General features: G+C 66.1%; 9 protein-coding genes and 2 pseudogenes. 5 read left to right on the forward strand and 6 right to left on the reverse strand.

From position 1 onward, the window contains the following. Positions 1–171 precede the first annotated feature (171 nt). Positions 172–2,328, reverse strand: coding sequence for a methionine--tRNA ligase (metG, locus tag DIE03_RS18460; protein ID WP_124452805.1), 2,157 nt, complete (start codon positions 2,326–2,328; stop codon positions 172–174). A gap of 375 nt (positions 2,329–2,703) precedes the next feature. Further along, on the reverse strand, positions 2,704–3,345 hold the full coding sequence (locus DIE03_RS18470; RefSeq protein WP_044847722.1) for an OmpA family protein: 642 nt from the start codon (positions 3,343–3,345) through the stop codon (positions 2,704–2,706). Positions 3,346–3,696: 351 nt separating this feature from the next. Between DIE03_RS18470 and apbC the strand changes: the two genes are divergently transcribed. The 5 genes from apbC to DIE03_RS18495 all read left to right on the forward strand — a co-directional run bounded on the left by apbC (position 3,697) and on the right by DIE03_RS18495 (position 9,331). Further along, on the forward strand, positions 3,697–4,788 hold the full coding sequence (gene apbC / locus DIE03_RS18475; RefSeq protein WP_124452807.1) for an iron-sulfur cluster carrier protein ApbC: 1,092 nt from the start codon (positions 3,697–3,699) through the stop codon (positions 4,786–4,788). 133 nt (positions 4,789–4,921) lie between these two features. Next, positions 4,922–5,458: a superoxide dismutase [Cu-Zn] gene (sodC, locus tag DIE03_RS18480; RefSeq protein WP_124452809.1), complete on the forward strand. Its 537-nt coding sequence runs from the start codon at positions 4,922–4,924 to the stop codon at positions 5,456–5,458. Between the two features lie 112 nt (positions 5,459–5,570). Further along, positions 5,571–6,140, forward strand: a complete 570-nt coding sequence (gene dcd / locus DIE03_RS18485; RefSeq protein ID WP_006398615.1) for a dCTP deaminase — start codon at positions 5,571–5,573, stop codon at positions 6,138–6,140. An 81-nt stretch (positions 6,141–6,221) separates the two neighbouring features. Then, positions 6,222–8,501, forward strand: coding sequence for an arginine/lysine/ornithine decarboxylase (locus DIE03_RS18490; protein ID WP_124452811.1), 2,280 nt, complete (start codon positions 6,222–6,224; stop codon positions 8,499–8,501). Further along, a complete protein-coding gene (locus DIE03_RS18495; RefSeq protein ID WP_124452813.1) occupies positions 8,501–9,331 on the forward strand; it encodes a lysozyme inhibitor LprI family protein in 831 nt (276 codons plus the stop codon). The genes DIE03_RS18490 and DIE03_RS18495 overlap by 1 nt, the downstream gene beginning before the upstream one ends. Before the next feature lie 87 nt (positions 9,332–9,418). Here DIE03_RS18495 and DIE03_RS18500 read toward each other — a convergent pair. The 4 genes and pseudogenes from DIE03_RS18500 to argH all read right to left on the reverse strand — a co-directional run. After that, positions 9,419–9,829: pseudogene (locus tag DIE03_RS18500) on the reverse strand (IS3 family transposase); the annotation flags it as partial. Positions 9,830–9,889: 60 nt separating this feature from the next. Then, positions 9,890–10,039 (reverse strand): annotated as a pseudogene (locus DIE03_RS38780) (transposase); the annotation flags it as partial. A gap of 91 nt (positions 10,040–10,130) precedes the next feature. Continuing rightward, positions 10,131–10,814 (reverse strand): HAD family phosphatase, encoded by a 684-nt coding sequence (locus tag DIE03_RS18505; RefSeq protein WP_124452817.1) that lies wholly within the window; start codon positions 10,812–10,814, stop codon positions 10,131–10,133. Between the two features lie 96 nt (positions 10,815–10,910). Beyond that, positions 10,911–12,320 carry an argininosuccinate lyase gene (argH, locus tag DIE03_RS18510; RefSeq protein WP_124452818.1) on the reverse strand — a complete coding sequence of 470 codons (1,410 nt, stop codon included), beginning with the start codon at positions 12,318–12,320 and terminating at the stop codon, positions 10,911–10,913. Between the last annotated feature and the right edge of the window lie 13 nt (positions 12,321–12,333).

Below are 12,333 nucleotides of genomic sequence, written 5' to 3' on the forward strand. Positions count from 1 at the left end.
CTCGCTCAATCCGGTAGCCCGTCCAGCAGCCCAGCGCCTGTAGTGCTTTGCGATCCAGCAATTTGGCCTCCAACGCCCATTCCCATTGGCGTCAGGTTACCAACTGCAACGAAAGCTTCCACGGTTTCCCGCGATGAACCTTTTTTTCGCGCAAGCGGCAGCGCGTTTGCCTTACTTCACGCGCATGCCGGGCTTCGCGCCGCTGTGCGGCTCGAGGATGTAGAGACCCGGTTCCGCCTTCTCGTCGGTGGCCGACGCGGCGAGCACCATCCCTTCGGACAGGCCGAACTTCATCTTGCGCGGCGCGAGGTTCGCGACCATCACCGTCAGCTTGCCGACGAGTTGCTCCGGCTGGTACGCGGACTTGATGCCCGAGAACACGTTGCGGGTCTTTTCCTCGCCGACGTCGAGCGTGAGCTGCAGCAGCTTGTCCGAGCCTTCGACGGCCTGGCACGCGACGATCTTCGCGATGCGCAGGTCGATCTTCGCGAAATCGTCGATCGAGATCGGTGCGTCGTCGGCGCCGTTCACGACGGCCGGCTTCGCGTTCGCCTTCGCGTTGTTCTTCGCGTCCTTCGCGGCGTTAGCGCTCGCGGCGGCGGCTCCGGTGGCCTCGGCCTGCAGCGAATCGCGGTTCGCGGCGAGCAGCGCCTCGATCTGCTTCGGATCGACGCGCGTCATCAGGTGCTGGTACGCCTTGATCGGCTGCTCCGACGACAGCGGCTTCGCGGCATCGGCCCACGCGAGCGGCGCAATGCCGAAGAACGCCTCGACGGCTTCGGCGACACGCGGCATCACCGGCTTCAGCGCGAGCGACAGCAGGCGGAACGACTCGAGGCTCACGCTGCAGGTTTCATGCAGCGCGACCGCGTTGGCCGGATCCTTCGCGAGATCCCACGGCTTCGCGCCGTCGACGTACGCGTTCACTTCGTCCGCGAGCTCCATCGTGTGGCGCAGCGCGCGGCCGTATTCGCGTGCTTCGTAGTGCGCGGCGATCTGCGGAATCGCATCGCGCAGCTTCGCGACGAGCGGGTGGTTCATCGCGCTGTCCTGCACGCGGCCGTCGAAACGCTTGATCAGGAAGCCGGCCGCGCGGCTCGCGATGTTCACGTACTTGCCGACGAGGTCGCTGTTCACGCGCGCCTGGAAGTCGTCGAGGTTCAGGTCGATGTCTTCCATCGTCGCATTCAGCTTCGCGGCGAAGTAGTAGCGCAGCCACTCGGGGTTCAGGCCCGTGTCGATGTAGCTCTGCGCGGTGATGAACGTGCCGCGCGACTTCGACATCTTCGCGCCGTCGACCGTCAGGAAGCCGTGCGCGAACACGTTGGTCGGCGTGCGGTGGCCCGAGAACTCGAGCATCGCGGGCCAGAACAGCGTGTGGAAGTACAGGATGTCCTTGCCGATGAAGTGGTACTGCTCGGCCTTCGTGCCCGGACGGATCCATGCATCGAAGTCGATGCCGTTGCGGTCGCACAGGTTCTTGAAGCTCGCGTAGTAGCCGACCGGCGCGTCGAGCCACACGTAGAAGTACTTGCCGGGCGCGCCCGGGATCTCGAAGCCGAAGTACGGCGCGTCGCGCGAGATGTCCCAGTCGGCGAGCTTGGCTTCGCCGGCGTCGCCGAGCCATTCGCGCATCTTGTTGGTCGCTTCGGGCTGCGCGAGGCCGCTCACCCATTCGCGCAGGAACGACTCGCAGCGCGGGTCGGACAGGCGGAAGAAGTAGTGCTTCGACGTCTTGCGCACCGGCGTCGCGCCCGACACGACCGAATACGGGTTCAGCAGTTCGGTCGGCAGGTAGGTCGAGCCGCACACTTCGCAGTTGTCGCCGTATTGATCCTTCGCATGGCACTTCGGGCATTCGCCCTTGATGAAGCGGTCCGGCAGGAACATTTCCTTGACCGGGTCGTACGCCTGCTCGATCTCGCGCTCGGCGATCAGGCCGGCGTCCTGCAGCGCGAGGTAGATCTTCTCGCTCAGCACGCGGTTCTCGTCCGAATCGGTCGAGTAGAAGTTGTCGAACGACACGCCGAAGCTGTCGAAGTCGCGCTTGTGTTCGGTCCACACGCGGTCGATCAGCTGCTTCGGGGTCAGGCCTTCCTTCTCCGCACGCAGCATGATCGGCGTGCCGTGCGTGTCGTCGGCACCGATGTAGTAGACCTCATGGCCATGCATTCGCAGCGTCCGCACCCAGATGTCGGTCTGGATGTACTCGACCAGGTGGCCGATGTGGATCTGCCCGTTGGCATAGGGCAGTGCGGACGTGACGAGGATCTGGCGGCTGCCTTGCGGCGCCGCAGCCTGCACGGAAGTGAGGTCGGATGCGGACATAGGGTCGGTAGAGGAACAGCGGAAAAACAACGGGAAAGTGCGATTCTAGCAGGGGCGCGCGCCAGCGCGGCGGGCGGGCGCCGCAGACCGGGCGCCGAAGCGGGCGAGGCCGCGCAAGCGGCGTGCCCGATGGTCTTATGCTGCGATGCAGCATAAATTCTGCGGGCAAAAAAAACCGGGGCGGATACGGCCCCGGAGCAACAACGACAAGAGGAGAATGGTGACGCGCCGGCAGCGCCAGCCGCGTACCGTAAATACTGACCGCGGCCTGCGACAGAAGTTCGAAAATTTTTTCGATTTGTTACCGGACCCGCCGGAAGCCTTGTCCGGCGGGGCTGCACGCCACGTGCAGCCCCGCTCCTCTCGTGGCGATGCTTACTGCTGCGCGGCGCGCAGGTAGATTTCGACGCGACGGTTTTGTGCGCGGCCTGCTTCGGTCGCATTGTCCGCGATCGGGTTCGACGGGCCCATGCCCTGTGCCGCCAGGCGGCCGCCGGCGACGCCGCGCTGCACCAGCGCGTTGACGACGCTCTGCGCACGGTTCTGCGACAGCGTCTGGTTCAGCTGCTGCGAACCCGTGCTGTCCGTATAGCCGACGACCGAAGCCGTCACTTGCGGGTTCTGGTTCAGCGTCGTGGCCAGGTCGTTCAGCAGCGGCGTGAAGGCCGGCGTGATCGCGTACTGGTTCGTCGCGAACGTGACCGAGCTCGGCACGTTCAGCTTCAGCGAGCCGTCCGGCTGTTCGGTGACCTGCGTGCCCGTCTTCGCTGCCGACGGTGCGAGCTTGTTCTTGATCGCCTGCCAGTTGTAGCCCGTCACGCCGCCGACCAGTGCGCCGACGCCTGCGCCGATCGCCGCACCCTTGCCGCCGCCCGCCAGCGCGCCGATGCCCGCGCCCAGCGCCGCACCCGTGCCGGTACCGACAGCGGTGTTGTTGCCTTGCTGCGTGGCGCAGCCTGCCAGCAGTGCGCCGGCCAATGCGAAGACGGACAAGCGGGTCGCGATTTTCATGTTCATCTTGGATTCCTCTCTTGGTTGAACGAGTCGACAACGACGACAACAACAGTTACGGCTCCCTGCGCGGGCCGCCCGAAAAAGGAGGGCAGCCCTGCGCTCGCGGCAGCCGCCGAGGTGGCCGCATGCCCTGTCCATCAGCGTGGCTGTTCGGGCAGTGCGACGCGTCAGCCTCTACAATATAGGCGGTAGGTGGCCGATTTGGCCCCATAGCATGCCGCACGCGAAGATTGCGCCGGGTCGCGCGTTCGCGCAATGGCGTGCAACAGATTCTTTCACTTTTCCCGCTTTTCGCAGCGTAATTTGATATTTTTTGACGATTACACGCGAGAAAAACGTTTTCACGGAGTTTCGATGAGCATTGACCGGGCACAAGTCGACGCCGCACTGGCGGCAGTCGTCGACCCCAATACCGGCCGCCCGTATGCGGCGAACAAGGGCGTGCGCAATGTCGCGATCGACGGCGATGTCGTGACGCTCGACGTGGTGCTCGGGTACCCCGCGCGCAGCCAGCACGACGACGTGCGTGCACGCGTCGTCGCGGCGCTCCAGGGCGTGCCGGGCGTTCGCGACGCACGCGTCGCCGTGTCGCAGGAGATCGTCGCGCACACGGTGCAGCGCGGCGTGAAGCTGTTGCCGAACGTGAAGAACATCGTCGCGGTCGCGTCGGGCAAGGGCGGCGTCGGCAAGAGCACGACGGCCGTGAACCTCGCGCTCGCGCTCGCCGCGGAAGGCGCGTCGGTCGGCATCCTCGACGCCGACATCTACGGCCCGTCGCTGCCGACGATGCTCGGCATCCACGGCCAGCGCCCCGAGTCGCCGGACAACCAGTCGATGAACCCGCTCGTCGGCCACGGGCTGCAGGCGAACTCGATCGGCTTCCTGATCGAGGAAGACAACCCGATGGTGTGGCGCGGCCCGATGGCGACCTCCGCGCTCGAACAGCTGCTGCGCCAGACCAACTGGCGCGACCTCGACTACCTGATCGTCGACATGCCGCCCGGCACCGGCGACATCCAGCTCACGCTCGCGCAGCGCGTGCCCGTCACGGGCGCGGTGATCGTCACGACGCCGCAGGACATCGCGCTGCTCGACGCGAAGAAGGGGCTGAAGATGTTCGAGAAGGTCGGGATCCCGATTCTCGGCATCGTCGAGAACATGAGCATCCACATCTGCTCGAACTGCGGCCACGAAGAGCACATCTTCGGCGCCGGCGGCGCGGAGCGGATGGCGAAGGATTACGACGTGAACGTGCTCGGCAGCCTGCCGCTCGACATCGCGATCCGCGAGCGCGCCGACAGCGGCACGCCGACGGTGGCGGCCGATTCCGAAGGCGCGCTGGCGCGCCGCTACCGCGATATCGCGCGCGGCGTCGCGCTGGCGATTGCCGAGCGATCGCGCGACATGACGTCGAAGTTCCCGTCGATCGTTGTTCAAAATACGTAAAACCCTTGCGGGGCGGGGCCTCACGCTGTTTACGGCGCCGCGAGGCGCGGTATCATGGCGACTTTTCCCGGGTCCCTTTTCCCGCCCGGCGCGGCCGTCGTGTCAAGCGGCCGCCAGCCGGCATGAGGATCGAATGAAACAACGACATCACGGCGTGCGCGCCGGCCGCGCGCAGCGCGCGCTGCTGGCCGCCGCCGCGCTGGGCCTGCTGGCCGGCTGTACCTCCTTTTCCTCGTCGCACGAAAAACGGGCCGACGCACAACTGCAGCCGACGGTCGGCGCGCAGGCGCGCGGCGCGGTGACGTTCGTCGAGCGCCCGGACGGCGTCCAGGTCACCTACAACCTGGCCGGCCTGCCGCCAAACAGCGATCATGCGCTGCAGGTGCACGAACGCGGCGACTGCAACGCGGGCGACGGCTCGAGCGCCGGCCAGGTGTTCGCACCGGCCGCCGACCGCCTGCGCGCCGGTGCGCGCGTCGCCGGCGATCTCGGCAACATCCATGCGGACGCGAACGGCGTCGCGGCCGGTTTCATCGTCGCGCCCGATCTGGCCCTCGACGGCGTGCGCTCGGCGATGAACCGGGCGGCGCTGGTGCACCGCGACCCGAGCGATCCCGCGTTTCCGCAGCATGGCGCGGGGCCCGCGCTGGCCTGCGGCGTGATCCGCTGACGGCCGCCGCGTGCGCCGGCCGATGATCGCGTAAAATGTGCGCCTTTCCCGGCCGCCGCCTCGCGCGAGCGGCCCTCCCTGAGAGCTACGCAGCGTTTCCTGGCGCCCCGATATGAGTATCAAGTCCGACAAATGGATTCGGCGCATGGCCGAAGAGCACAAGATGATCGAGCCGTTCGTGCCCGATCAGGTTCGCGCGTCCGAGGACGGCCGCCGGATCGTCAGCTACGGCACGTCGAGCTACGGCTACGACATCCGCTGCGCGGACGAATTCAAGATCTTCACGAACATCAACTCGACGATCGTCGATCCGAAGAACTTCGACGAAGGTTCGTTTGTCGATTTCAAGGGCGACGTGTGCATCATCCCGCCGAATTCGTTCGCGCTGGCCCGCACCGTCGAATATTTCCGCATCCCGCGCACCGTGCTGACGGTCTGCCTCGGCAAGTCGACCTATGCGCGCTGCGGGATCATCGTCAACGTGACGCCGTTCGAACCCGAGTGGGAAGGCTACGTCACGCTGGAATTCTCGAACACCACGCCGCTGCCCGCGAAGATCTACGCGAACGAAGGCGTCGCGCAGGTGCTCTTCTTCGAAAGCGACGAAGTGTGCGACGTGTCGTACGCCGATCGCGGCGGCAAGTATCAGGGGCAGCGTGGTGTCACGCTGCCGAAAACCTGATCTGGTTGCATAACGTCTCACCAGTTTCCGGGTGACCGCTGCGCGTGACGCGCCGCGGTCGTTCTTTTTGGAGAATCGCCCATGAAGTTTCGTTTCCCCGTCGTCATCATCGACGAAGATTTCCGCTCCGAGAACATCTCGGGCTCCGGCATCCGGGCGTTGGCCGAAGCGATCGAGAAGGAGGGCGTCGAAGTCCTCGGCCTGACGAGCTACGGCGATCTGACGTCGTTCGCGCAGCAGTCGAGCCGCGCGTCGTGCTTCATCCTGTCGATCGACGACGACGAACTCATGCTCGGCGAGACCGGCCAGGACGGCGAACTGCCCGAGCTCGCGACCGCGATCATCGAGCTGCGCGCGTTCGTCACCGAAGTGCGCCGCCGCAACGCGGACATCCCGATCTTCCTGTACGGCGAAACGCGCACGTCGCGCCATCTGCCGAACGACATCCTGCGCGAACTGCACGGCTTCATCCACATGTTCGAGGACACGCCGGAGTTCGTCGCGCGCCACATCATCCGTGAAGCGAAGGTCTATCTCGACTCGCTCGCGCCGCCGTTCTTCAAGGAACTCGTCAAGTACGCCGACGAAGGCTCGTACTCGTGGCACTGCCCGGGCCACTCGGGCGGCGTCGCGTTCCTGAAGAACCCGCTCGGCCAGATGTTCCACCAGTTCTTCGGCGAGAACATGCTGCGCGCGGACGTCTGCAACGCGGTGGACGAACTCGGCCAGCTGCTCGACCACACCGGCCCGGTCGCGGCATCCGAGCGCAATGCGGCGCGCATCTTCAGCGCCGACCACCTGTTCTTCGTGACCAACGGCACGTCGACGTCGAACAAGATCGTCTGGCACGCGACCGTCGCGCCGGGCGACATCGTGCTGGTCGACCGCAACTGCCACAAGTCGATCCTGCATGCGATCACGATGACGGGCGCGATCCCCGTGTTCCTGACGCCGACGCGCAACCATTTCGGCATCATCGGGCCGATCCCGCGCGACGAATTCAAGCCGGAGAACATCCGCAAGAAGATCGAGGCGAACCCGTTCGCGCGCGAAGCGATGCGTGCGAACCCGGACATGAAGCCGCGGATTCTGACGATCACGCAGAGCACGTACGACGGCGTCGTCTACAACGTCGAGATGATCAAGGACCTGCTCGGCGACCTGCTCGACACGCTGCACTTCGACGAAGCGTGGCTGCCGCACGCGACGTTCCACGATTTCTACCGCGACATGCACGCGATCGGCGACGGCCGTCCGCGCACGGGCGCGCTCGTGTTCGCGACGCACTCGACGCACAAGCTGCTCGCAGGCATCTCGCAGGCGTCGCAGATCGTCGTGCAGGATTCGGAGAACCGCACGTTCGACAAGCACCGCTTCAACGAGGCGTACCTGATGCACACGTCGACGAGCCCGCAGTACGCGATCATCGCGTCGTGCGACGTCGCGGCCGCGATGATGGAGCCGCCGGGCGGCACCGCGCTCGTCGAGGAATCGATCGCCGAGGCGATCGACTTCCGCCGCGCGATGCGCAAGGTCGACGCCGAATACGGCGACGACTGGTTCTTCAGCGTATGGGGCCCGGACAGCCTGTCCGAGGAAGGCATCGGTTCGCGCGAAGACTGGATGCTGAAGCCGAACGACCACTGGCACGGCTTCGGCCCGCTCGCGGAAGGCTTCAACATGCTCGACCCGATCAAGGCGACGATCATCACGCCGGGGCTCGACGTCGACGGCGAGTTCGGCGAGACGGGCATTCCGGCCGCGATCGTCACGAAGTACCTGGCCGAGCACGGGATCATCGTCGAGAAGACCGGCCTGTACTCGTTCTTCATCATGTTCACGATCGGCATCACGAAGGGCCGCTGGAACTCGATGGTGACCGAGCTGCAGCAGTTCAAGGACGACTACGACAACAACCAGCCGCTGTGGCGCGTGCTGCCGGAATTCGTCGCGCAGCATCCGCGCTACGAGCGCGTCGGCCTGCGCGACCTGTGCACGCAGATCCACGACGTGTACCGCGCGAACGACATCGCGCGCCTGACGACGGAGATGTACCTGTCGGACATGGAGCCGGCGATGAAGCCGTCGGACGCGTTCGCGAAGCTCGCGCACCGCAAGATCGACCGCGTGCCGCTCGACGAGCTCGAAGGCCGCGTGACGAGCATCCTGCTGACGCCGTACCCGCCGGGCATTCCGTTGCTGATCCCGGGCGAGCGCTTCAACAAGACGATCGTGAACTACCTGCGGTTCGCGCGCGACTTCAACGAGCGTTTCCCGGGCTTCCACACCGACATCCACGGCCTCGTCGCGGAAGAGGTGAACGGCCGCGTCGAGTACTTCGTCGACTGCGTGCGCGACTGATGGCGACGCATGGACGAATCCGGGCGATGCGCGCGGCGCTGGCCGCGCTCGTCGTCTGGGCGGCAGGCGCGGCGGGGCTGGCAGGGTCGGGCGTCGCGCACGCGGAAGTCGCGGCGGCCGACCCGATCGACGTCGCGATGCGGCAATGCCTTGCACGGCGCGACCGGTCGTCGCCGGCCGGCCAGATCCAGTGCATGGGCGAAGCGCAGCAGCAGTGGCAGGCAGTGATGGACGGCGCGTACCAGCGCCTGTTGAAGGATGCGCCGGCCGATGCGAAGCGCGGCTGGCAGGACAGCCAGCGCCATTGGCTCACGTGGCGCAAGGACGAAGTGCTTTTGCTGAAGGCCGTGTACGACACGACGCGCGGCACGTCGTATGCGATGTCGAGCGCCGACCTTCAGCTGCAGCCCGTGCGCGATCGCGCGCTGGCGCTGCGCGGCGCGGCGGATCGCTATGCGCCGCCGCCCGCGGCGGCCCCGGTCGCGGCCGTGAGCGGCGCGCAGGGCGGCACGAGCACGGTCCAGGCGGCGGCCACGTCGAATGCCAAGCCGGCGGCGAACGCGCCGCGCGATCCGGCCGTGCGCCGCGTGCGGCCGTGCGAACAGGACGCCGCGTGCGAGCACGCGCTGTTCGACCTGAACCGCTATTACCAGAAGCTGCGTCGCAAGATGCCGGCGCATTCGGCCGCGACGCTCGTCCGCGCGCAGCGCGCGTGGGTCGGGTTCCGCGATGCGACGGCGCCGCTCGTCGGCGAGGACGGGCGCGTCGACCTGATCGGCGCGCGCATCGCGACGATGAAGCGGCTGTCGGAGACGGCCGGCAACAAGTAACGACCGTCGACGGCTGCGATCGTGCGGCGATGAAACGAAACGGGCACCCAGTGAACTGAACCCCAGAAGTTGGACGGTTCAGGAATGCTAGGCCAGCCGGGGCTGGGTTCTGTATTGAACAGGACTCAGCCCTTTTAGCTTCAGCCGGATACGTTCGTGGTTGTAGTAATGGATGTACTGCTGGATACCGGCCTGCAATTGTTCGACGCTGTCGAACTCGTTCAGGTGGAAGAACTCGGCCTTGAGGGTACCAAAGAAGCTCTCTATGGCGGCGTTGTCCAGGCAGTTGCCTTTGCGTGACATGCTCTGGCGAACGGCGCGCTGATCCAGCAAGCGACGATAGGCTGGCATCTGATACTGCCAGCCCTGATCGGAATGCAGCAACGGACGTTCGCCGCGCGTCAGCCTTGAGAAGGCCTTCTTGAGCATGCTGCTGATCAAATCGAAGCTCGCTCGGGTAGCACTGTGCCAGGCGATGATTTCGCCGTTATACAAGTGTTCCAGCGCCTCCAGCTTGAACTGTGCGCTGTACTTCACGTGCCCTTGGCGCCGTAATCCATCGGCACCATGGCGCTTGTAGCTGGCAACCCATTGCTCCACCTGTGTGCTGCCCACCCCAAACTCTCTCGCAAGCGCTTTGTACCCTTTGTCGCCAGACAGATACCACTGCACCACTTCAAGCTTGAACCGCTCGTCGTATTTCGTCATGAAAAAACCCCAAGGGTCGGATCTATGTCCAACTCTTGGGGTTCAGTTCACCAGCGGTGCCCGTTTTGCTTTGTGCGGCGTGTGCTGATGCCTACATACGCTGCGACGTGTGCTGCAGGCCGAACCACGACGGCACGAGCGCGACCGCCTCGTCGAGCGACGCGAGCACGTGCAGGCTCAGCGCGATGATCTCGGGTGTCGGCGCCTTCAGGTCGGGCACGGTGATGACCGATGCGCCGGCGCCGGCGGCCGACTGCGCGCCGAAGTCGCTGTCCTCGAATGCCACGCACCGGTGCGCCGGCACGCCGAGGCGTTCGGCCGCGAGCCGGTAGACGGCCGGGTCGGGCTTGCCGCGCGCGACTTCGTCGCCGCCCGCGATCGCGCGGAAGAACGGCAGCACGCCGACCGCATCGAGCCGCGCGCGGATCACGTCGCCCGCGGACGACGACGCGACCGCGCACGGAATGCCGGCCTGCGCGAGTGCTTCGAGCAGCGCGAGCGCGCCGGGTTTCAGCGGAAACTTCGGATGCGGCTCCGGCGCCGCGAGCTGTTCGCGCACGCGGGTGCGTACCGCGTCGAACGTATCGGGATGGCCGATCAGCCGCGCCAGGATGACCTGGCCTTCGGCGAACGAGCGGCCGACGATCTGCAGGTAGTCGGTGACGGTCAGCGCGACACCGTGCGCGTTCGACACGTCGATCCACGTGTTCATGATGGTCCGCTCTGAATCGACGAGCAGGCCGTCCATGTCGAAGAGCGCGGCGGAAAAGATCATCGGCGGCATCCGGGAAGCAGGGCAGGCGATGGACGGCGCAACGGCCGCCCGAATGAAAAACGGACGCCGAAGGCGTCCGTCCATGACAGCAGGCTGTTACTCGCCCAGTGCGGCGCGGGCTGCCTTGACGGCCGCGCGCACCTGGTCGGGCGCGGTGCCGCCCGGATGGTTGCGGCTGGCGACCGAACCCTCGAGCGTCAGGTAGCCGAACACGTCGTCGCCGATCAGGTGCGCGACGTTCGGCAGTTCCTGCTTCATCTCGTCGAGCGTCAGGTCGGCGAGATCGATGCCGCGGTCGTCGCAGATCTTCACCGCGTGCGCGACGGCTTCGTGCGCATCGCGGAACGGCAAGCCGCGCTTCACGAGGTAGTCGGCGAGGTCGGTGGCGGTCGAGAAGCCCTGCAGCGCGGCCGCGCGCATCGCGTCCGGCTTCACGGTGATGCCCGCGACCATCTCGGCGAAGATCCGCAGCGTGTCGGCAACGGTGTCGACCGTGTCGAACAGCGGCTCCTTGTCTTCCTGGTTGTCCTTGTTGTACGCGAGCGGCTGGCCCTTCATCAGCGTCAGCAGCGCCATCAGGTGGCCGTTCACGCGGCCCGTCTTGCCGCGCGCGAGCTCGGGCACGTCCGGGTTCTTCTTCTGCGGCATGATCGAGCTGCCGGTGCAGAAGCGGTCGGCGATGTCGATGAAGCCGACGCGCGGGCTCATCCACAGCACGAGTTCTTCGGAGAAGCGCGACACGTGCGTCATCACCAGAGCGGACGCCGCCGTGAATTCGATCGCGAAATCGCGATCGGACACGGCGTCGAGCGAGTTCGCGCAGATGCCGTCGAAGCCGAGCGTCTTCGCTACTGCATGACGGTCGATCGGGTAGCTCGTGCCCGCGAGCGCGGCCGCGCCGAGCGGCAGGCGGTTCACGCGCGTACGGCAGTCGCGCATGCGTTCCGCGTCGCGCGTGAACATCTCGACGTACGCGAGCAGGTGGTGGCCGAACGTGACGGGTTGCGCGACCTGCAGGTGCGTGAAGCCCGGCATGATCGTGTCGGCATTCTGTTCCGCGAGGTCGAGCAGCGCGCCGCGCAGGTCGTTCAGCAGGCCGCCGATGCGGTCGATCTCGCCGCGCAGCCAAAGGCGGATGTCGGTCGCGACCTGGTCGTTGCGCGAGCGGCCCGTGTGCAGGCGCTTGCCGGCATCGCCGATCAGTGCGGTCAGGCGCGCCTCGATGTTCAGGTGCACGTCTTCCAGGTCGAGCTGCCATTCGAATTCGCCGCGCTCGATCTCGCCCTTGATCTGCGCCATCCCGCGTTCGATCGCGGCCAGGTCGTCGGCGCTGATGATCTTCTGCGCGGCGAGCATGTTCGCGTGCGCGAGCGAGCCGGCGATGTCGACGAGCGCGAGGCGCTTGTCGAAAAACACCGACGACGTGTAGCGCTTGACCAGTTCCGACATCGGTTCCGAGAAGCGGGCCGACCAGGCCTCGCCCTTTTTGTGCAGTTGGGACGTCATGGCGATTCTTCGA

Origin of the sequence: Burkholderia sp. Bp8992, assembly GCF_003853705.1 — a bacterium.
Taxonomy (GTDB): domain Bacteria; phylum Pseudomonadota; class Gammaproteobacteria; order Burkholderiales; family Burkholderiaceae; genus Burkholderia.